We start from the raw sequence: 21129 nt of genomic DNA, 5'->3' as shown, positions 1-21129 counted from the left end.
ATTGTGGGAGTGAGCCTGCTCGCGAAGGCGGCGGCCCAACTGTAAGGATCCAACTGACAACCCACGGTAGATCTTCGGCAAGCCCAGCCTTTATCCTTGACGCCCCCGCTGTGTCGAGTTCTGGAGTTTCACCCATGCCCCATGAAGGCAACCTGCTACAAGCCGCTGTCGTATTTCTGATGGCGGCCGTGCTCATCGTTCCTTTGGCCAAGCGCCTGCAACTGGGGGCGGTTCTGGGTTATCTGTTTGCCGGGGTGATCATCGGCCCGTCGGTGCTCGGCCTGATCGACAATCCGCAAAGCGTCGCGAACATTTCCGAACTCGGCGTGGTGTTGCTGCTGTTCATCATCGGCCTGGAACTGTCGCCGCGGCGCCTGTGGGTGATGCGCAAGTCAGTGTTCGGCGTAGGTCTGGCGCAAGTGTTGCTCACTGGCACGGTGATTGGCGTGGTCGCGCTGTGGCTGTTTGGCCAGCCGTTGAACACCGCGATCGTCCTCGGCCTGGGCCTGGCGCTGTCGTCCACGGCATTCGGCCTGCAAAGCCTGGCTGAACGCAAGGAACTGACCAGCCCCCACGGGCGGCTGGCGTTCGCGATTCTGTTGTTTCAGGACATCGCCGCGATCCCCTTGATCGCCATGGTGCCGTTGCTTGCCGGTGGCGATCACAGCACCAGCGCCAGCGAAAACCTGAACCACGGCCTGCAAGTGTTGGCCAGCATCGCCGTGGTGGTGATCGGCGGGCGTTATCTGCTGCGGCCGGTGTTTCGCGTGGTGACCAAAACCGCGCTGCCAGAAGTCTCCACCGCCACGGCGTTGCTGGTGGTGATCGGCACGGCATGGCTGATGGAGTTGGTCGGCATTTCCATGGCCCTGGGCGCCTTCCTCGCCGGCCTGCTGCTGGCGGACTCCGAGTATCGCCATGAACTGGAAGCCCAGATCGAACCGTTCAAGGGTCTGTTGCTCGGGCTGTTTTTCATCAGCGTCGGCATGGGCGCGAACCTGAGCCTGTTGCTGAGCATGCCGGTGGCGGTGTTGGGCCTGACCTTGCTGCTGATCGCGATCAAACTGCCGCTGCTGTTCCTGGTCGGTCGCCTGGCCGGGGGCTTGAAAAAGGTCAGTGCGATCCGCCTGGGAATCGTGTTGGCGGCTGGTGGTGAGTTTGCCTTTGTGGTGTTCAAGATCGGCCGCGACCACGGGCTGTTCGCCACCGAACTGTATGACTTGCTGGTGCTGACCATCACCCTGTCCATGGCCGTGACGCCGCTGTTGCTGCTGCTTTGCGCACGCTTGGTCAGCCCGAAGGTGCAACCGGTGGAAGTGCCGGAGAAGTTCCGTGAAATCGACGCCGACGCGCCACGGGTGGTGATCGCCGGCATGGGTCGCATGGGCCAGATCGTTGCGCGGATTCTGCGCGCACAGAACATCAAGTTCGTGGCCCTCGACACCTCGGTGGAAACCATCGAACTGTCCCGCAGCTTTGGTGGCGTACCGGTGTTCTACGGCGACCCGATGCGCCCGGAAATCCTCAACGCGGCCAAGGTCGGGGAAGCCGAGTATTTCGTGATCGCCACCGACGACCCGGACACCAACATCAAGACCGCCGAACTGGTGCGCAAGCTCTACCCACACATGAAAATCATCGCCCGTGCCCGTAACCGCCAGCACGTACATCGACTGATGGACGTCGGCGCCCACGCCGTGCGCGAAACCTATTATTCGAGCCTGGAAATGAGCCGGCAAACCCTGATCGGCCTGGGATTGACCCAGGCCCAGGCGGATGCACGGATCAAACGCTTCAAGCAGCACGACGAAGAGGTGCTTGAAGCCCAGCATGCGGTGTATGACGACGCAGTGAAAGTGATGCAGACGGCGCAGGAAGCGCGGGTTGAACTGGGCAGGTTGTTCGAGTCGGATCAATTGCAGGAGCAAGCGGGCACCAAATGAGGTGAATTTGAGGGACCCTTCGCGAGCAGGCTCGCTCCTACATTGGATCTTTGTCGCTTACACGCTTTTCTGTGGGAGCGAGCCTGCTCGCGATGAACGATGACGCGGTGTGATGGATCAACAACAATTGCCAGGGAACCACCATGACTGACCAACAATCTCCGGCGCTCAAGGAAATCTTCAACACCGAGCGCCTCCAGCACATCGCCAGCGAAATGACCGCGGTCTATCCGCCATTCGAGGCCTGGCGCTTCCTGAAACTGGCCCAGTCCGGCCTGGCAGACCTCAGCGTCATGCAGCGCATGGCCCGGGTCAGCGAATGCCTGCACGCCGTACTGCCCCTGGACTACGAGGGGTCGCTGCAGGTGCTGCGCGCCCTCGCCCCGCGCCTGAACAGCGGCTTCGTCAGCATGTGTCTGCCGCACTACGTCGCCAGCTACGGCGCCCATGCGTTCGAACACTCGATGGACGCGCTGAAGTACTTCACTGCATTTGGCTCTTCGGAATTCGCAATCCGTCACTTTCTGCGCAGTGACCTCGAGCGCTCGCTCAAGCTGATGCATGCCTGGTCGCTGGACGACAACGAGCATGTGCGGCGCCTGGCCAGCGAAGGATGCCGGCCACGCCTGCCCTGGTCATTCCGGCTGGAGACCATCCAGGCCGATCCGACACTGGCCGCGAACATCCTCGACAACCTCAAGGCCGACACGAGCCTGTACGTGCGCAAATCCGTGGCCAACCACCTCAACGACATCACCAAGGATCATCCCGACTGGGTACTCGGCCTGATCGAAGGCTGGTCGCTGGACAACCGGCACACCGCATGGATCGCCAGACACGCCCTGCGCAGCCTGATCAAACAGGGCAACCAGCGGGCACTGGCGATTATCGGCGCGGGCGGCAAGCCCGAAGTCGAGATCGTTGATGTGAAAGTCGAACCGCCGGTGATTGGCCTGGGAGAAAAGATCACCCTGTCGTTTGCCGTCAAATCCACGGTAGAAAGCAGTCAGCGCCTGGTGATCGACTACGCCATCGATTACGTCAAGGCCAACGGCAGCACCTCGGCGAAGGTGTTCAAGCTCAAGGCGCTGACGCTGCCGGGCAACGCTGTCGAAGCCGTCAGTCGCGGCCAGCAGATCAAGGAACTCACCACCCGCCGGCATTATGCGGGGCGCCATGCGGTGCATATCATGGTTAATGGCGAACGGTTGGCCAGTACGGCGTTCGAGATTGTTGGTTAAACCATTAGATCAATTGTGAATCTACCGACGCCTTCGCGAGCAAGCCCACTCCCACAGGGATCTGCAGCGCTACACAGTCGGTGTGAACAGCACAAAAACCTGTGGGAGCGGGCTTGCCCGCGAAGGCGTCCGTTCAGGCACCCTGAGCAACAGCCCCCAACAACAACCCCTGCTCCCGCTCACACAACCCCACCACATAATCCCACAACACCCGCAACCGCACCGATTTGTGCAGTTCGCGGCGGGTGCTGATCCAGTAGCTGCGCTGGATGCTTTCGTCCGGCAGCAACGGCACCAGACCGGGATCGGCACTGGCCATGTAGCACGGCAACACGGCAATCCCCAGGCCCGAGCGGGCCGCCTGTTGCTGGGCGATCACGCTGGTGCTGTGAAACACCACCCGCGGGTTGCGGCAGAAGCTGTTGAGGAACATCAGTTCCTGGCTGAACAGCAGGTCGTCGACATAGCCAATCCAGGCATGCCGCCCCAAGTCCTCGCGACTGCGCAACGGCGGTGAGCGATCGAGATAGTCCTGGCTGGCATAGAGTGCCAGGCGATAGTCGGTGAGTTTGCGGGTGACCAGCATATCGGCGGCCGGGCGTTCGAGGTGGATGCTGATTTCCGCCTCGCGGTTGAGGATGCTGACAAAACGCGGCACCGCCACCAGTTCCACCTCCAGCCCCGGATAGCGCTCGAACAAGCCGTTCATGCGACTGGCGAGGAACATGATGCCCAGCCCTTCCGTCACCCCAACGCGGATCTTGCCCAGCGGCGCGGTGGACTGGGTGATTTCCTCCTGGGCCAGCAGCGCCACGTTCTCCATCGCCTCGGCGTGTTTAAGCAACGCCTCGCCCGCCGGGGTCATCTCGTAACCCTGGGCATGCTGGACGAACAACGCCGTACCGAGGCTCTTTTCGATGGCCTCGATGTGCCGCGCCACGGTGGCATGGGTGGTGTTCAAGCGCCGGGCAGCCGTGAGCAAACGCCCGCTGCGCTGCAATTCGAGAAAAAACCGCAGGTCATTCCAGTCGAACATGAAGCGTCCTTGTTTGTAGCCGTTCGGGATGCTGTTTAAAAACGCACAGCGGCTGCGCAAAAACTAACATTCTTTTGACGAAAGCTAACAACTAGGATGACAGACAACAAGAACAACAACGCGAGGTCAGGGATGCAGACTTCCCTTGATGAATACGATTACATCGTGGTCGGGGCCGGGCCGGCCGGATGTCTGCTGGCCAATCGACTATCGGCCAATCCGCAACATCGCGTGTTGCTGCTCGAGGCCGGTGGCCGCGACAACTATGCGTGGATTCACATCCCCGTGGGTTACCTGTTCTGCATCGGCAACCCGCGCACCGACTGGTGCTTCAAGACCGAAGCGCAACCGGGCCTGCAAGGTCGCGCCCTGAGCTACCCGCGCGGTAAGGTGCTGGGTGGCTGCTCCTCGATCAACGGCATGATCTACATGCGCGGCCAGGCCGGCGACTACGACCGCTGGGCCGCCGACGGCAACCCTGGCTGGAGCTGGCAAGAGGTGTTGCCGCTGTTCAAGCAGAGTGAAAACCACTTTGCCGGCGCCGCCGAATTTCACGGCGCCGCGGGCGAATGGCGGGTCGAACGCCAGCGCCTGTCATGGCCTATTCTCGATGCGTTCCGCAGTGCCGCCGAACAAAGCGGCATTGCCAGCATCGATGACTTCAACCAGGGCGACAACGAAGGTTGCGGCTATTTCCAGGTCAATCAGAAGGCCGGCATCCGCTGGAACGCGTCCAAGGCCTTTCTCAAACCCATTCGTCAGCGTCCCAATCTCACCGTGCTGACCGCTGTCGAAGTCGACCGCGTGCTGCTGGACAATGGTCGCGCATCGGCGATCAGCGCCCGCTGGCAAGGCCAGGCGAAAACCTTCAAGGCGCGCAAGGAAATCGTCCTGTGTGCCGGCTCCGTCGGTTCGCCCAGCATCCTGCAACGCTCCGGCATCGGCCCGCGTCCACTGCTGGAGCGGCTGGGCATTGGCGTCGCCCATGAGCTACCCGGCGTCGGTGGCAACCTGCAGGATCACCTGCAACTGCGGCTGATCTACAAGCTGGAAAATGCCCGCACCTTGAACCAGATTGCCGGCAGCCTGTGGGGCAAGATGGGCATGGGTCTGCGCTACCTGTATGACCGCAGTGGCCCGCTGTCCATGGCGCCGAGCCAGTTGGGCGCCTTTGCCCGCTCGGGGCCGGAGCAGACTTCAGCCAACCTCGAATACCACGTGCAACCGCTGTCGCTGGAGCGCTTTGGCGAACCGCTGCATGCGTTCCCGGCGTTCACCGCATCGGTCTGCGATTTGCGCCCGCAAAGCCGTGGCCGGGTGGACATCCGCTCGGCCGATCCGCAAGAAGCCCCGCTGATCCAACCCAATTACTTGAGCCATCCGGAGGACCTGCGGGTCGCCGCCGACGCCATTCGCCTGACCCGGCGCATCGTCGCCGCGCCGGCCCTGCGCGCCTTCAATCCGGTGGAATACCTGCCCGGCGACAGCCTGCGAAGCGAAGAACAGTTGCACGAAGCCGCCGCGCGGATCGGCACTACGATTTTCCATCCGGTGGGCACCTGCCGCATGGGCAATGACGCCGACGCCGTGGTCGATGCGCAACTCAAGGTCCATGGCATCCCCGGCCTGCGCATTGCCGATGCCTCGATCATGCCGCGCATCACCTCGGGCAACACCTGCTCGCCAACGCTGATGATTGCCGAGAAGGCTGCGCAGATGATCCTCAACTCCGCTTCAAACACAATCCCTGTAGGAGCGAGCCTGCTCGCGATGACGGAATGACAGTCAACATCTTCGTTGATTGACCCACCGCCATCGCGAGCAGGCTCGCTCCTACAATGACCGCATTAGATTCACGGACATCGAGCATTACCCCTGAAATGGAACACGCAACACCAGTGGAACAACAAAAACAATCACTGTGAGGGATACCGGTATGTCAGAAAACGTTCAAACCCTGGAAGCCGTGCGCAGCGCGGGCACCAGCCAGGAAACCCAGAAAGTCATCTTCGCCTCGTCCCTCGGGACGGTCTTCGAGTGGTATGACTTTTTCCTCTACGGCGCCCTCGCGGCGGTGATCAGCAAGCAGTTCTTCGCCGGGGTCAACGACACCACGGCGTTTATCTTTGCCCTGATGGCCTTCGCCGCCGGCTTCATCGTCCGGCCGTTCGGCGCGCTGGTGTTCGGGCGGTTGGGGGACATGATCGGGCGCAAGTACACCTTCCTCGCCACCATCGTCCTCATGGGCCTGGCGACGTTCTGCGTCGGATTGCTGCCGACCTACGCCAGCATCGGCATCGCCGCGCCGATCATCCTGGTGGTACTGCGCATGCTCCAGGGCCTGGCCCTGGGCGGTGAATACGGCGGCGCCGCGACCTATGTCGCCGAGCACGCGCCCGTCGGCAAGCGGGGCTTCCACACCAGCTGGATTCAGTCCACCGCGACCCTTGGCCTGCTGCTCTCGTTGCTGGTGGTGCTGGGTTGCCGCTACTTCACCGGCGATCAGTTCGAAGTCTGGGGCTGGCGCATTCCGTTCCTGTTTTCCATCGTGCTGCTGGGCATCTCGACCTGGATTCGCATGAGCCTGCACGAGTCGCCGGCCTTCGTGAAAATGAAAGAAGAAGGCAAGCTGTGCAAACAGCCGATTCGCGACTCCTTCGGCAAATGGGAAAACCTCAAGGTGGTGTTGATCGCTCTGTTCAGCATCAACGCCGGGCAAGCGGTGACCTTCTACGCCGCGCAATTCTATGTGCTGTTCTTCCTCACCCAGTTCCTGAAAATGGACCCGGCGGTGGCCAACGGTCTGCTGATTGTCAGCGTGACCATTGGCGCGCCGTTCTTCATCTTCTTTGGCTGGCTGTCGGACAAGGTCGGACGCAAACCGGTGCTGATGATCGGCCTGCTGCTGGCCACCGCGCTGTACTTCCCGATCTTCAAGACCCTGGCCCACTACGCCAACCCGGCCATCGACCAGGCCAGTCGCCAGGCACCGATCACCGTGATGGCCGACCCGGCCACCTGCACCTTCCAGTTCGACCCGGTGGGCAAGGCGAAATTCGACAGCCCGTGCGACAAGGTCAAGACCTTCCTGGTCAAGCAGGGCCTGCCGTACCAGAGCGCAGCGGCCCCGGCCGGCAGTGACGTGCAGGTCAGCGTCGGTGACATGAAGATCGATGGTTTCGACGAAGCCGCCTTGCGCGGTGCCGTGACCCTCGCCGGTTACCCGAAACAGGCGGACATGCAGCAGATCAACAAGCCGATAATCGTGGCGCTGATCGTCGCGCTGATCATCATCTCCGCGATGTGCTACGGCCCGCTGGCGGCGTTGATGGTCGAACTGTTCCCGACCCGCATCCGCTACACCTCGATGTCCCTGCCCTACCACATCGGCAACGGCTGGTTCGGCGGCTTCCTGCCGACCGTGTCGTTCGCGTTGGTGGTGTACACCGGGGACATCTTCTACGGGCTGTGGTATCCGGTGGTGATCACCGGGGTGAGCCTGGTGGTGGGGATGATTTGTCTGCGTGAGACACGCAACGTGGATCTCGACAAGAACTGAGGTAATGCATGGCGACGAGGGAGTTGGCTCCCTCGTCGCGACGATCAACCCCGATCAGACCTCGGCATCAAGCAACTCGAACTTCACTTGATCCGGGTAGAACGCCAGGTATCCACGGATTTGTTCCACCGACACCTTGGGATCTTCATAACTCCACACCGCATTGGCGCTTTCATGCCCCGGCACCTGCAGGCTGAAATAGCTGGCATCGCCCTTGTACGGGCAATAGCTGGTGTGGTCGGTGCGGGCGAAATACTTCTCGTCGATGTCCTCTCGCGGCACGTAGTACACCGGCGGGTAATTGGCCTCCAGCAACACCAGGGCCCGTGCCGAGGCGGCTACTTGAATACCGTGAAATTTCACCAGCAGACAGCCAGGCTGCTCGGCGATGGTGATGACAGGGCTAGGACCGGAGCTTTTCATGGAAAACGTTCCTCATGACGGTGATGGACCTGCAAATCGATGATGTGGGAGCGTGGCTTACCCGCGATGGGCTGCGCAGCAGCCCCAAAACCTGAGACCTCGGTTTATCAGGTATAACCCAAGTTTTACCCTCGCGACGGCTTCGCAGCCGAACGGGAGCGACACACAAAGCTGTACATCCATACAGATAAAGATTGCTCCATCGTCCATCAAGCGCCATTCTGTGCACCCTTGGCACATTGATCGACGATGGTGGTTATGCGGCTGTACCTCTGTGAAAAACCTTCCCAGGCCAAAGACATTGCGGCAGTCCTCGGCGCCCGGCGCCGGGGCGATGGCTGCTGGCTGGGAACGGACGTCACGGTGACCTGGTGCATCGGCCACCTGCTGGAAACCGCACCGCCGGATGCCTACGACGCGCGCTACAAGCGCTGGGTGCTGGCCGACCTGCCGATCATTCCCGAAAAATGGAAAATGACCGTCAAGCCGCGCACCGCCAGCCAGTACAAGGCGGTCAAGCGCCTGCTCGGCGAAGCGTCCGAACTGATCATCGCCACGGACGCCGACCGCGAGGGCGAGATGATCGCCCGGGAACTGGTGGAGCATTGCCGCTATCGCGGGCCGATCCGCCGCCTCTGGTTGTCGGCGCTGGACGATGCGTCCATCCGCAAGGCCCTCGCGGCCCTCAAACCGGGGAACGAGACCTTCAGCCTCTATCACTCGGCCCTGGGGCGTTCCCGGGCCGACTGGCTGATCGGCATGAACATGAGTCGACTGTTCACCCTGCTGGGGCGTCAGTCCGGCTATCAAGGCGTGTTGCCGGTCGGCCGGGTGCAAACGCCGACCTTGCGCCTGGTGGTGGATCGCGATCGCAGCATCACCGACTTTGTGCCCGTCCCCTATTGGGCCATCGACGTGCAGCTGCTGCACAACGGCACCGCGTTCACTGCGCAATGGCGCGCGGCATCGGAGCTTTGCGACGATCAGGACCGCTGCCTGAATCAGGCATTGGCACAACAGGCGGCCGCCGCCATGAGTGGCGCGGCCAGTGCGCGGGTGATCAAACTGCGCACCGAACGGATGCGCGAAGTGGCCCCGCTGCCGTTCGACCTGGGCACCCTGCAGGAGGTCTGCTCGAAGAAGCTCGGCCTCGGCGCCCAGGAAACCCTCGACATCGCCCAGGCGCTGTACGAAACCCACAAGGTCATTACCTATCCGCGCAGTGATTGCGGCTACTTGCCCCTGAGTCAGCACAGCGAGGCACCGGCCATTCTGGCGGCGTTGCGCCAGGCCGATCCAGCGTTGAACGTCTTGCACGATCACCTTGATCCGCAACGGCGCTCACGGGCCTGGAACGATGCCAAGGTCAGCGCGCACCACGGCATCATCCCCACCGCCGCGGCGAAGAATCTCGACAAGCTGGCGGGCAAACAGCGTGCGGTCTACACCCTGATCCGCGCGCGATACCTGGCGCAGTTCCTGCCCAATCACGAATACGACCGCACCCAGGCCGACTTCGACTGCGCCGGCGAGGCCCTGCGCGCTGTCGGAAAGCAGATCATCGAGCCGGGCTGGAAGCGCGCCCTGCCCGAAGCACTGGCTCCGGCCAAGGGGCGCGAAGCCCCGGCGCCGCAGACTCTGCCCAACCTGGCCGAAGGCATCGATTGCGCAGTGGCCGGCGTGCAATTCAAGGACCTGTGGACGCAACCGCCAAAGCCGTTCACGGAAGGCGATTTGATCAAAGCCATGAAGAATGTCGCCAAACTGGTGCAAGACCCGCTGCTCAAGCAAAAACTCAAGGACACCACGGGCATCGGCACCGAAGCGACCCGCGCGTCGATCATCCAGGGCCTGCTCGATCGTGGTTATCTGGTCAAGAACGGCAAGGCCCTGGCCGCCACGCCGGCCGCGTTCAGCCTGATCGACGCCGTACCACGGGCCATCGCCGATCCGGGCACCACGGCGATCTGGGAACAGGCCCTGGACATGGTGCAAAGCGGGGAAATGAGCCTGGAAGAGTTCGTCACCAAACAGGCGGCGTGGATGAGCAAACAGGTCAGTCGCTGTGCCGGGCTGAGCCTGACCATCAGCGGCCCACCGCCCGGTGGCTCCGCCGCAGCCCCATGGAAGAAAAAACGAAAAGCCGCCCCGCGCAAACCAGCAAGCGGCACCAAGCGCAGGGCAAAGCCGGCAAGCAAAACCTGAACCCGGCACCGAACCCTGTGGGCAACCATAATGAACGGTGTCCCTGTCCCGGCGTAACTGGAGCCAACCCGCATGCCTTCGATAGAACTGCACGCCGCCGAACGCGATGAACTGGAAACCATCGAGAACCTGATGCAGTTCTACACCTACGACTTCAGCGAATGGTTGCCGCTGAAACTGGGCGAATACGGTTTGTTCAACATCCTGCCCATGCCCGACTACTGGCGAAACCCGGCCACCCGGCCATTCCTGATCAAGGTCGACGGTGAACTGGCCGGCTTCGTCACCGTGGATAACCAGGTCCATCTACCCGGTGCCGACTACAACATCGGCTATCTGTTTGTCAGCCGACGCTTCCGTGGCCAGGGTGTCGCGCGATTTGTCATTTCCACCCTCTTGAGTCAATTCCCCGGTCAATGGCAGATTTTCCACATCGAGGCGAACCGGCCGGCGCGCCTGTTCTGGGCCGCCGTGATGCCGGGGCTCAACGTTGGCGGGCTCACCTTGCATCAGCAGGTGGTTGACCGTTATCCCTGCACTTTTTACCGCTTTGAGTGTCCGCCTTTGTCGTCCTGACCGACACGACCTCGCCCCCCACGCTAATTCCCAACAGCTTTGTCCGACAATATGTAGTGACTGAAAATATTCACTACAAAACCGTTGACGCCTCCGATTTGCCCTTGCATGATGCAGACGTCTCCCCGATCGGGAGTACAGGCAACACGTTTGAGCAAGCTCGTCTGACCGCCGAGCTGTTTTTCCCGGATACACGCTGCCCACAAGGCAGATTGAAGAAGCTGACCTGGCCTGAACGTCCAGTACAAGGGCGAGAAGACTTGGCGAGCAATCCTCATGATGCTTGTGGCCGACCCTGAAAACGTCGGCAGTGGCCTTAAGGTTTTCGCCGCTTCTCTTCGTTGTGACGCTATTGCGTAGCAGTTATTCAACACGACTACATGCAACAGACGCAGGACCCCGCCCGATAAGGCGGTCGAACGCTGACGTCCTGGTTTCGGTGCCAGGGATCAACTAACCGATGGGCTACCTGTATTAGCGAACCAACTTTGAAAGATCACCAATTGGTCAAGGGGCTTTATGATGAATCTGAACAATCAACCAACTATCGATGAACTGGCTCGTATCTTCGCTGCAAAGAAAGACAGCCACGACAACCATATTCTCTGGATCAGCAAGTGTGGCCAGGTTCATATCGACTGCCTGTCGCCGCACGCCCATGAAGCAGAGTTCGACCAGAACAACCAGAACCTGCTGGCCCGACTGAAGATGTACCGTCGCGGCCAGGGCTATGTCGGCAAGAAGGCCGCGGCCGACAAGGACTTCATCGGTAATGTTCTGCAAACCCTGAAACAGGCCTGGGCCTCGATGCAGAATCAGAACGAAGTTCGGGTGATTGACCGGTTCTACTAATTGAATGAGTCATTACTGAGTTATAGATAAACAAGGCCTGCTCCCGATAAGGAGCAGGTTTTTTTATGCCGGAACGAAAACCAGATGTGGGAGCGAGCCTGCTCCCACAAGGTTCAGCGCTTGACGCCCAGTTCGACCTGGGTCATGCGGCTACGAATGGTGAACACGCCATCACCGGAGAGAATCGCACTGCGAGCAAACAGGCGCCCGCTCTCCCAGTTCGAAAGCCCCAGTTCCGGCTTGTTCAGCGCGTACTGGCCGTCGACCCAACGGGTGATGCCGTTGCCGACAAAAGGCGCGTTGACCGCGTTGTAGAAACGCTCCTGGGCCTCGGCACTTTCACTGATCAAGGACACCGTGAATTGCGGGCTGTAGCGATTGAACAAGGCAATGGCACCGTCCAGGTTGTCGACGATTTTCAGGCTGACTTCCGGAGTTTCTTCCCACTCCCACTCACGGCCCAATTGATCTTCCGGCAACGGCTCGGCCTGTGCCTCGCTCTGATAGCCTTCGGCGCGGTACACCTCGACCGTTGCAGCCAGCCAGTCCTGCGGCAGGTGCGGCTCGCTGCCTTCGACGATGTGCAGCTTGCAACCCTGCCCCCGTGCGGTGCCGGCCTGTTTGAGTGCGTCGAGGAACAGCGGCACCAGTTCAGCGGCGCGGTCGCGATGAATCAGGCAGACGTTCAGGGTGTTGCAGACTTTGCGGTCCAGGGAGTTGCGCACCACGGCGGCAAAACGCTTGGCGTCGGCATCGGCGTTGGCGATCAGCCACGCGCCACCGGTGCCGTGCAGGCTGACCGCCGTGCCGGCCTGCTGGGCGATGCTGCCCAACTGGCTGACGGCGCGACCCGAACCACGGGCCACCGCCAATGACAGGCGCCGGTCAGCGAACATCGCCCAACCGGCGGCGTGGTTGACACTTTCCACCAGCGACACCGCACCGGCCGGCAAGCCGGCGTCGCTCAGCGCAGGGTTCAGTGCATGGGTGACGATCGCCTGGGCCGTACCCAACGCATCACTGCCGATCCGCAGCACGGCGGTGTTGCCGGTGCGCAATACACCGGCCGCATCGGCAAACACATTCGGTCGGCCTTCGAAGACGAACGCGACGATGCCCAGCGGCGAGACTACTTGCTCGACTTTCCAGCCATCGTGCTCGACGCAACTGATCACCTTGCCACGGCTGGCCGCTGCATCACGCCACGCGCGCAGGCCGGCGATCATGTCGCGACGCATGCGCTCATCGGCCAGCAACCGGGTGGTCGAGCGACCGCGCGCCTTGGCCCGTTCGATGTCGGCCAGGTTGGCGGCTTCGATCAAGGCCCAGCACTCCGGGGTTTCCAGGCGTTGGGCAAACAGGTCGAAGAAGGCGCTGATCGCCTGGTCAGACACCGCCGACAGCGCGGTGAATGCCGCCTGGGCGCGCTCGATCGCAACGTTGGCCGCTTGCTGGTCCGCCACGGGGATCAACAGCAACTCACCACTGACCTGCTCCACCAACAGGTGGTCACCGGGCTGGAAGCGTTGCGCCAGTTCGGGGCTGACGACCGTGACACGATTACCGGCGAAAGGGATTGGCGTGCCAGCGACTAGACGTTCGAGCGCGAGGGACATGAAGCGGTTCACCATGCAGTGGGCGGCCGGAAAATGTATAGCAATTTCCCTGTGGGAGCGAGCCTGCTCGCGAAGAGGCCCGCACATCCAACATAGCTGCAGCCTGACACTCCGCCATCGTCGGATCGCCGCCCGGAGCAGGTTCGCTCCCACAGGGGTACCGGTTACGTATCTCAATGTATACAACCCCGCCCCAGACACACCCCGCACTCAAAACCCCGCCACAACGACACACCGCAGATACACCCCATTGATGAAATACGCCTGTCGATTGGCCACGCCGATCAAAGCGCTCAACTCACGGGGCATGCCGTTGCCCCGCCGCCCTGACCTGAAAGAGAGCAACGTCCATGAGCACCTCCATTTCTTCGGCCGTCAAAGGCCTGCACCTGAACCTCGACCGTGCTGGCGACTGGGTTGCCCCCCTGGCGTTGCGGGTGTTCCTCGCCTGGGAATTCCTCGAGTCCGGCCTGGAAAAATTCAACGGACAGAACTGGTTCGCCGATATCCAGGCGCGCTTCCCGTTTCCGTTCGACCGCCTTCCAGCGACGCTGAACTGGGAACTGTCGATGTGGGCCGAACTGATCTTCGCCTTGACTCTGCTGGTGGGCCTGGGCACACGTTTTTCGGCGCTGAGCCTGATGGTGGTGACCCTCGTCGCAACCGCCGCCGTCCACTGGCCCGCCGACTGGCACACCCTCAGTGAACTCGCCCAAGGCTATGCCATCAGCAACAAGGGTTACGGCAACTTCAAGCTACCCTTGATCTACCTTGTGGCCCTCACCCCGCTGCTGCTGTCGGGTGCCGGCAAGTTCAGCATCGATGCGCTGCTGGCGCGTTTCATCTGGCGTCGCTGAAACGAAAGCTGCAACACCGACAAACAAAAAGGGGACTTCCATGAAGTCCCCTGTTTTTTTTTGCCCGGAACTAACCCATCACTTCCTCCAGCCCGGTCTGTTCGGCCAACTTCGGATGCGCGCTGCGTTCATGCACATGGGATTGCGGGGTGCGGTCGATCAGCAGGCTCAGCAGTTCCGGGCGGCTGTAGTGGCCGCGGGAATCCATCATGCGTTTGCGCTTGTCGATCAGGCCCATGTCGAGATCAGCGATCACCTCGCCCTCACCTTCCTGCAACGAACCCAGGACCGTGCCATCCGGGCTGATGATCGCGGTATAGCAACCGCCGGAAATCGGGCCGATGGCGCAACCGGTGTCGGCCATGATTTGCGCCTGTTGCTCTGGGTACAGCCACGCCGTGGAGTTCACCACAAAGCACGCGGCCTCCAGGGCATGCTGGCGAATGCTGACTTCCATTTGCGAGGCGAACAACGGACCTGCAAACGACCCCGGGTACATCGCCGCATGGATCTGTTCGCCATCGGCCATCAAGGCATAACGGGCCAGCGGGTTGAAATGCTCCCAGCAGGCCAGTTGCCCGATGCGCCCTACCGCGCTGTCGACGGCACGCAGACCGGAGCCGTCGCCCATGCCCCAGATCATGCGCTCGTGGTAGGTCGGGGAAATCTTGCGGCGACGCTGGATCAGCGAGCCGTCGGCATCGAACAGCAACTGCGTGTTGTACAGCGTGCCGCCATCGCGCTCGTTGACGCCGATGGACACGACCATGCCCGCTTGCCTGGCCGCAGCGCCGATGGCATCGGTGGCGGCCGAAGGCACGGTGACCGCCTGGTCCAGCAGCTTGAGGTGTTCGGCGGCCATTTCGAACGGCGACTGCACGTAGGAAAAGTACGGGTAGTACGGCACGACGGTTTCCGGGAACACGGCGAATTGCACGCCCTGCTCGCCGAGTTCGAGAATCTTCTGCACCACTTTGTCGACGGTGCCTTCACGGCTGTAAAGAACAGGGCTGATTTGTACGGCGGCGGCTTTGACGAGGGACATGGCGGTGATCTCATTGAGGGATACGTTTCAACGAGATCAAGATTACGCAGATAATAAAAAGGCTTGAATGTCGTATACACCACCTTTCAGGACATCACGACTCAGCCCCGACTGGCACGCTGAATCACCTGTGGCGGCTGCCCGAACGCGCGAATAAACGCGCGACGCATACGCTCCCGATCCCCAAAACCAGTGTCCGTCGCCACCACATCGATGGAGTGCCGTCCGGTTTCCATCATCAACCGGGCCGACTCGACCCGCAGGTTTTCGATGGCCTTGGCCGGAGACTGGCCGGTTTCGGCATGAAACACCCGGCTGAATTGCCGAGGGCTGAGATTGGCCGCGCTGGCCAGTTCCTCGACCGACAGTGCGGACTTGAGATTCTGCTTGGCGTAACTCAGCGCGGCCTGTATCCGGTCGGTCTTGGGTGCCAGTTCCAGCATCACCGAAAACTGCGACTGCCCGCCGGAACGCCGGTGGTACACCACCAATTGCCGCGCGACCTTGCGTGCAATGTCGGCACCCAGGTCCTTCTCCACCAGCGCCAAAGCCAGGTCCACGCACGCGCTCATGCCCGCCGCCGTCCACAGGTGGCCATCGTTGATGAAGATCCGGTCTTCCTCGACTTTCACGTTCGGGTACGCCTTGCGAAAGGCCGGCACATGCGCCCAATGCGTGGTCGCCCGCCGACCGTCGAGCAAACCGGCCTCCGCCAAGGCAATCGCCCCCGTGCAAATCGAGCCCAGACGCCGGGTGCCGAGACTGGCGCGGCGCAGAAACTCCAGCATGCCCGGCGTGGTCGGGCGGATCAGGTTGTCGCCCAGGACCAGCAGCGTATCGAACCCGCGCTGGTCGAACGCTTCGGTCTGCACAGCAAAACCGGCGGACGTTTGCACCAGGCCACCCGGCTCGGACAGCAAGGCAATGCGGTACAACGGCTCGTCACCGGCGCTGTTGGCCAACTCGAAGGCGGCACACATGGCCAGGCCCAGAACCTGGAAACCGGGATAAACAATGAGTCCGATCTGGTGCATGGCAATATGACCCTAAACGTGGCATGCCTGAAGTTCAGGCCAGAGACTTGTACTCTAACCCGAACAACAGGCGCCGGACATCAGGGTGGAGCACCTCGCGCATTGGCGGATGGCGATGGATAATCAAGAGGTTTCCATCTCACCGAGGAATTGAAGGATGTCACTGACTCTGTATTTCCATCCGCTCTCGTCGTTCTGCCACAAAGCACTGATCGCTCTGTATGAACTGGAAATCGAATTTGAAAAAAGGGTCATCGACCTGGGCAACGAGGCTGACCGGGCCGAGCTTCAAGCGCTGTGGCCGATCGGCAAGTTTCCGGTGCTGCGCGATCACGCCCGGCAAAAGAATGTGCCGGAGTCGAGTGTGATCATTGAGTACCTGGACCGGCTCCATCCCGGCCAGGCGCATCTGATTCCGGACGATTGGGAAACCGCGCTGGAAGTCCGTCTGTGGGATCGTTTTTTCGACCTGCATGTCCAGGTGCCCATGCAGAAGATCGTCAGTGACCGCCTGAATGCCGCCCATGGCGACCTGACCCGCGAACGCGCCGCGCTGATGACGGCGTACGGCATGCTTGAACGTCAGCTGACGGCAAGAACCTGGGTCGCCAGCCCGGCGTTCAGCATGGCCGATTGCGCCGCCGCCCCGGCGCTGTTCTACGCCAGCACTCTCGTAGCCTTTCCCGACGATCATCGCCACTTGGGTGCTTATTTCGACAGGCTGACCCAAAGGCCCTCGGTCAAGCGGGTGATCGACGAGGCCAGGCCGTATTTTTCCTGGTATCCGTTTGCCGAGGCCATCCCGGAGCGCTTTCGGTAGTGGCACCAGCACGACTGGGGAACGGGAGGCAAAAAACCAGCGAATCGACGAATAATAACCGCCGGTCGAGTGTTATCTGATTACGCAGGAATAAAAAAATGGCAGGGGCGGCTGGATTCGAACCAACGCATGGCAGGATCAAAACCTGCTGCCTTACCGCTTGGCGACGCCCCTGTATCTGTTGCGATGAGTGCCAGGCACTCGCTTTCTTGAGTGGCAACAGGACCTGTTGCCTGCTTGCGTGACGGGCTCCCTGAGGGCCGCTGCAAGAGTGGGCGCAAATTTACCAACATTTTCTTCGTCTGGGAAGCCCCAACAAAAAAAATTGTTCATTAAAACAGGCGCTTAGTGTTGAGCCGAATCTCGGGGTGCTATCGGCGCACATTCAGCCCGAACAGCTCTGCTACGCTTTTCTTTACTCGAATTGAATCGGGAATCGTTTATGCAACACCCTTCCCTTGCCATTTGAGGGCGCCAAAAGTGAAAGGCAAATTAATGGGGGCCGCTGCAACCCTTCTGGTACTCGGGACCGCGATTTATGGGTTGAACACCTGGGAACACATCCAGAGCCAGCGACAGGAAGCGGTCTGCAAGGCCGCCCGGGAGCATCTCAATCGCCTGGAAACCCAGACGCGAGCGTTGGCCTCCGGGTTGACGGTCGAAGCCTATGCCGAAGCCGAAAAAGCCGAGGCCGGCCAGTTGGTTTTAGCGCTCGATACGGCCAAAAATGAAGCCGAGGTCGATGCCGTCATCGACAAGCACGCCGCTGCCATCGAGGCGCAGATAACGGCCGAGGACGCTGAGGTCCAGTCCCGAGGCGAACAACCCTTCCTCGGTCAGGAACTGAAAAAGCAACGCATTCCCACCGACGTCAAACAGGAATTCAAACGAGCTGAAAAGGCCGTCGCCGACACCTGCGGATAGTGTCGACCGCCAGCTCCAGGTTTGCCACCAGCGTCTAGACTTCAGTAAAAGCAGGTTTCAAGCAGACTCCGCGTTTAGAACAAGAATCCTGTAAAAAACGAGGGAGTCTCGACTTTGAAAATATCAGCCCTCTGTGCCATCGCGAGCCTGCTGGTATCGACCGCGGTGTCCGCCACCGGCGTCATTCCTGTCCTGGAAATGGACTTCACACGCTCCGCAATGGAAACCCTGAAAAAACTCGGCATCGACGATGCGTGCATCATCGGCGCTTCGAGCGCCTCTGCGTTCACCTATTGCCGGGAAGGATCGACGACGCTCTGGAAGTATCAGGCACTGGATCTGGAACAAATGGCGGCCAGACACAGTGATGCACAGCGGCCCTCGACGGTCTACCAGCCCATTTCTGTCGTGGAGTTCGAGAGCGCTATCTGTGAAGAAGAGATGAACGAATCCGCCGCTGGAAAGCCGGCAACCATACGTTGGCTGATCCTCGGCCTGTTGGCCATTTCCCTGCTGATCGGCTTGCATTACACCTATAGGGCCATGCTGCAGCGCCGCCATGACGCCGCCGCGTACACGCAACCCCAGGAGCAGGCGTCGAGCGAAGCCCTGCCGCCATTCCAGGCAACCGCACGAATAAAAGCCGTGGCGGCGATTGGTCTGGCTGTTGTCGTGGCATTCGCTTACTTCAACTTCACAGGGTATTGAACAACAGGTGAGCGCGCCGTTGCGGCGCGCTCACCGGTCACTCAGTGCGGTGCGCGCGGGATGGTCTTGAGCAGGTCTTCGGGGCTGATGTGACCGACCACGCTGCCCGGTTGCGGCAGGTTGAGGATGTGGCCTTTCATCTTGCCAATGATGTGCATTTCACAAGGCTTGCAGTCGAACTTCAGCGTCAGCACTTCATCGCCGTGGATCAATTGCATCGGCGCGACCTTGGTGCGTACACCGGTCACGCCCTTGGCCTGTTTCGGGCACAGGTTGAAGGAGAAACGCAGGCAGTGCTTGGTGATCATCACCGGCACCTCGCCGGTTTCCTCGTGGGCCTCGTAGGCCGCGTCGATCAGCTTGACGCCGTGGCGGTGATAGAAGTCCCGGGCCTTCTGGTTGTAGACGTTGGCCAGGAACGACAGGTGCGACTCCGGGTACACCGGCGGCGGCGTGGTTTCGGCCTTGCGGCTGCCACGCGGGTGGGCGGCGACCCGCGCTTCGGTCAAGGCCTCGATCACTTCACGGCGCAAGGCCTTGAGCTGCGAGTTCGGGATGAAGTACGCCTGCGGCGCGTCCAGCTTGATGTCGATGGCGTGGTACTGCGTGGTACCCAGTTGGCCGAGCAGATCCTGCAACTGCTCCAGCGCCTGTTCCGGCTTGTTGGCGGCGCCGAACGGGCCCGCCAGGGTGACGCTGGCGCTGATGCCTTCTTCGCTGGTAGCGGTCAGTTCCAGCTGTTCTTCACGCAGGCGAGCGACCCAGCTCAGTGCGATGCGACGCTCGGCGGAGGTCTTTTGCAGCGCCTGTTGCCAGTTGTGATCGAGATTGCGATTCAGCGGATGGTTGGGGCGTAGCTTGTACATCCCTTCCGGCATCTCGTTGGGCTCGACGCGATAGCGATAACGCTTCTCGCCGTCCTCCTCGAATTCGCCTTTGGGTTCGGCGATGTTGGCGCGGAAACCCACCACTTCACGCTTGACCAGCACGTTGAGGCCGTCGCCGTTGGACAGCGGCTCGTGCGTCACGACCTGCATGTCACGTTTGGCGACTTTCTCGACCACACCCACCGGCAGACCGGTGAAGGTCGGCGAGTCAAAGGCGCCGATATCGATCTTGCGGTCAGTGACAAAGTAATCGGTGCTGCCACGGTGGAAGGTTTTTTCCGGGTCGGGCAGGAAGAAGTGCGCGGTGCGGCCGCTGGAGGCACGGGCCAGGTCCGGGCGGTCTTCGAGTACGGCGTCGAGGCGCTGGCGGTAGTAGGCGGTGATGTTTTTCACATAACCCATGTCCTTGTAGCGACCTTCGATCTTGAACGAACGCACGCCGGCCTCGACCAGGGCGCGGATGTTGGCGCTCTGGTTGTTGTCCTTCATCGACAGCAGGTGCTTTTCGTAGGCGATCACCCCACCCTTTTCGTCCTTGAGGGTGTACGGCAGACGGCAGGCCTGGGAGCAGTCGCCACGGTTGGCGCTGCGCCCGGTTTGCGCGTGGGAAATGTTGCACTGACCGGAAAACGCCACGCACAACGCGCCATGGATAAAGAACTCGATGGCCGCGTCGGTTTCGTCGGCGATGGCGCGGATCTCCTGGAGATTCAACTCGCGGGCCAGCACCAGTTGCGAGAAACCGGCCTGATCGAGGAACTTCGCCCGCTCCAGGGTGCGTATGTCGGTCTGGGTACTGGCGTGCAGTTCGATCGGCGGAATGTCCAGCTCCATCACCCCCAGGTCCTGGACGATCAGCGCATCGACGCCAGCGTCGTACAACTGGTGGATCAGCTTGCGGGCCGGCTCCAGTTCGTTGTCGTGCAGGATGGTATTGATGGTGGTGAACACCCGGGCGTGGTAGCGACGGGCGAATTCCACCAATTGGGCGATATCGCTCACTTCGTTGCAGGCGTTGTGGCGGGCGCCGAAGCTTGGGCCACCGATGTAAATGGCATCGGCGCCATGCAGGATGGCCTCGCGGGCGATGGCGACATCGCGGGCAGGGCTGAGCAATTCCAGGTGATGTTTGGGCAAAGACATAATTTTTTTAGTCGGGCTTGTCACGGTCGAGGCGTGCATTGTAGCGGCGAAACGCCTGACCGGCACCCGTATGCTGCCGGGTGGCGTTTCGGGTAGGCCTGGCCTGCCTCAACCCCTGTAGGAGCGAGCCTGCTCGCGAAGACGGTACAACAGTCAAAGTTGATGGTGACTGACACGCCGCTTTCGCGAGCAGGCTCGCTCCCACATTTGATCGGCGTCGACCACAAATCGAGCCCGCTCCCACAGAGTTGTGTGTATGC

General features: G+C 61.2%; 17 protein-coding genes and 1 tRNA gene. 11 read left to right on the top strand and 7 right to left on the bottom strand.

The window, feature by feature from the left end; all coding sequences use genetic code 11:
- Positions 1-134 precede the first annotated feature (134 nt).
- Together WHX55_RS12670 and WHX55_RS12665 are read left to right on the top strand one after the other, a co-directional pair.
- Entirely contained in the window at positions 135-1943 is a 1809-nt protein-coding gene (locus tag WHX55_RS12670; RefSeq protein ID WP_150754635.1) for a monovalent cation:proton antiporter-2 (CPA2) family protein, read from the top strand.
- A 143-nt stretch (positions 1944-2086) separates the two neighbouring features.
- Positions 2087-3184 (top strand): DNA alkylation repair protein, encoded by a 1098-nt coding sequence (locus tag WHX55_RS12665; RefSeq protein ID WP_353742758.1) that lies wholly within the window; start codon positions 2087-2089, stop codon positions 3182-3184.
- Between the two features lie 133 nt (positions 3185-3317).
- Here the strand turns inward: WHX55_RS12665 and WHX55_RS12660 are convergent, their stop codons facing one another.
- The gene (locus WHX55_RS12660) at positions 3318-4220 is read right to left on the bottom strand and encodes a LysR family transcriptional regulator (protein WP_353742757.1); all 903 of its coding nucleotides are present in this window, start codon (positions 4218-4220) and stop codon (positions 3318-3320) included.
- A 132-nt stretch (positions 4221-4352) separates the two neighbouring features.
- On the opposite strand from WHX55_RS12660, the gene WHX55_RS12655 reads away from it, so the two are divergent.
- Both WHX55_RS12655 and WHX55_RS12650 read left to right on the top strand, forming a co-directional pair.
- The gene (locus WHX55_RS12655; RefSeq protein ID WP_353742756.1) at positions 4353-6002 is read left to right on the top strand and encodes a GMC family oxidoreductase N-terminal domain-containing protein; all 1650 of its coding nucleotides are present in this window, start codon (positions 4353-4355) and stop codon (positions 6000-6002) included.
- 154 nt (positions 6003-6156) lie between these two features.
- Complete coding sequence (locus WHX55_RS12650) at positions 6157-7779, top strand: MFS transporter (RefSeq protein ID WP_353742755.1); 1623 nt, start codon at positions 6157-6159, stop codon at positions 7777-7779.
- A gap of 54 nt (positions 7780-7833) precedes the next feature.
- Here WHX55_RS12650 and WHX55_RS12645 read toward each other — a convergent pair whose 3' ends face one another.
- Positions 7834-8202 carry a DUF427 domain-containing protein gene (locus WHX55_RS12645; protein WP_057715236.1) on the bottom strand — a complete coding sequence of 123 codons (369 nt, stop codon included), beginning with the start codon at positions 8200-8202 and terminating at the stop codon, positions 7834-7836.
- 258 nt (positions 8203-8460) lie between these two features.
- Here WHX55_RS12645 and WHX55_RS12640 point away from each other — a divergent pair, with 258 nt between their 5' ends.
- The 3 genes from WHX55_RS12640 to WHX55_RS12630 all read left to right on the top strand — a co-directional run bounded on the left by WHX55_RS12640 (position 8461) and on the right by WHX55_RS12630 (position 11835).
- Positions 8461-10407: a DNA topoisomerase III gene (locus WHX55_RS12640; RefSeq protein WP_353742754.1), complete on the top strand. Its 1947-nt coding sequence runs from the start codon at positions 8461-8463 to the stop codon at positions 10405-10407.
- Positions 10408-10479: 72 nt separating this feature from the next.
- Positions 10480-10983, top strand: a complete 504-nt coding sequence (locus tag WHX55_RS12635) for a GNAT family N-acetyltransferase (protein WP_353742753.1) — start codon at positions 10480-10482, stop codon at positions 10981-10983.
- Between the two features lie 522 nt (positions 10984-11505).
- Positions 11506-11835 (top strand): hypothetical protein, encoded by a 330-nt coding sequence (locus WHX55_RS12630; RefSeq protein ID WP_032829393.1) that lies wholly within the window; start codon positions 11506-11508, stop codon positions 11833-11835.
- 113 nt (positions 11836-11948) lie between these two features.
- On the opposite strand, the gene WHX55_RS12625 is transcribed toward WHX55_RS12630, so the two are convergent.
- Positions 11949-13451, bottom strand: a complete 1503-nt coding sequence (locus WHX55_RS12625; protein WP_353742752.1) for an aldehyde dehydrogenase family protein — start codon at positions 13449-13451, stop codon at positions 11949-11951.
- A gap of 350 nt (positions 13452-13801) precedes the next feature.
- Between WHX55_RS12625 and WHX55_RS12620 the strand changes: the two genes are divergently transcribed.
- Positions 13802-14308, top strand: coding sequence for a DoxX family protein (locus WHX55_RS12620; protein ID WP_353742751.1), 507 nt, complete (start codon positions 13802-13804; stop codon positions 14306-14308).
- 70 nt (positions 14309-14378) lie between these two features.
- On the opposite strand, the gene WHX55_RS12615 is transcribed toward WHX55_RS12620, so the two are convergent.
- On the bottom strand, positions 14379-15353 hold the full coding sequence (locus WHX55_RS12615; RefSeq protein WP_353742750.1) for a nitrilase-related carbon-nitrogen hydrolase: 975 nt from the start codon (positions 15351-15353) through the stop codon (positions 14379-14381).
- 101 nt (positions 15354-15454) lie between these two features.
- The gene (locus WHX55_RS12610) at positions 15455-16387 is read right to left on the bottom strand and encodes a GlxA family transcriptional regulator (RefSeq protein ID WP_353742749.1); all 933 of its coding nucleotides are present in this window, start codon (positions 16385-16387) and stop codon (positions 15455-15457) included.
- 157 nt (positions 16388-16544) lie between these two features.
- Here WHX55_RS12610 and WHX55_RS12605 point away from each other — a divergent pair, with 157 nt between their 5' ends.
- Positions 16545-17207, top strand: coding sequence for a glutathione S-transferase family protein (locus tag WHX55_RS12605; protein ID WP_353742748.1), 663 nt, complete (start codon positions 16545-16547; stop codon positions 17205-17207).
- A 99-nt stretch (positions 17208-17306) separates the two neighbouring features.
- On the opposite strand, the gene WHX55_RS12600 is transcribed toward WHX55_RS12605, so the two are convergent.
- Positions 17307-17381 (bottom strand) — tRNA-Gln (locus WHX55_RS12600).
- A 321-nt stretch (positions 17382-17702) separates the two neighbouring features.
- On the opposite strand from WHX55_RS12600, the gene WHX55_RS12595 reads away from it, so the two are divergent.
- Positions 17703-18131, top strand: coding sequence for a hypothetical protein (locus WHX55_RS12595; protein ID WP_150724323.1), 429 nt, complete (start codon positions 17703-17705; stop codon positions 18129-18131).
- Positions 18132-18296: 165 nt separating this feature from the next.
- Entirely contained in the window at positions 18297-18839 is a 543-nt protein-coding gene (locus tag WHX55_RS12590) for a hypothetical protein (protein WP_353742747.1), read from the top strand.
- A 41-nt stretch (positions 18840-18880) separates the two neighbouring features.
- On the opposite strand, the gene WHX55_RS12585 is transcribed toward WHX55_RS12590, so the two are convergent.
- Positions 18881-20869 (bottom strand): U32 family peptidase, encoded by a 1989-nt coding sequence (locus tag WHX55_RS12585; protein ID WP_353742746.1) that lies wholly within the window; start codon positions 20867-20869, stop codon positions 18881-18883.
- Positions 20870-21129 lie beyond the last annotated feature (260 nt).

Source organism: Pseudomonas fluorescens, assembly GCF_040448305.1.
In the GTDB taxonomy this organism is placed as follows: domain Bacteria; phylum Pseudomonadota; class Gammaproteobacteria; order Pseudomonadales; family Pseudomonadaceae; genus Aquipseudomonas; species Aquipseudomonas fluorescens_BH.
Note: the sequence above shows the minus strand (reverse complement) of the source record. Positions and strands in the feature narration are given on the sequence as shown.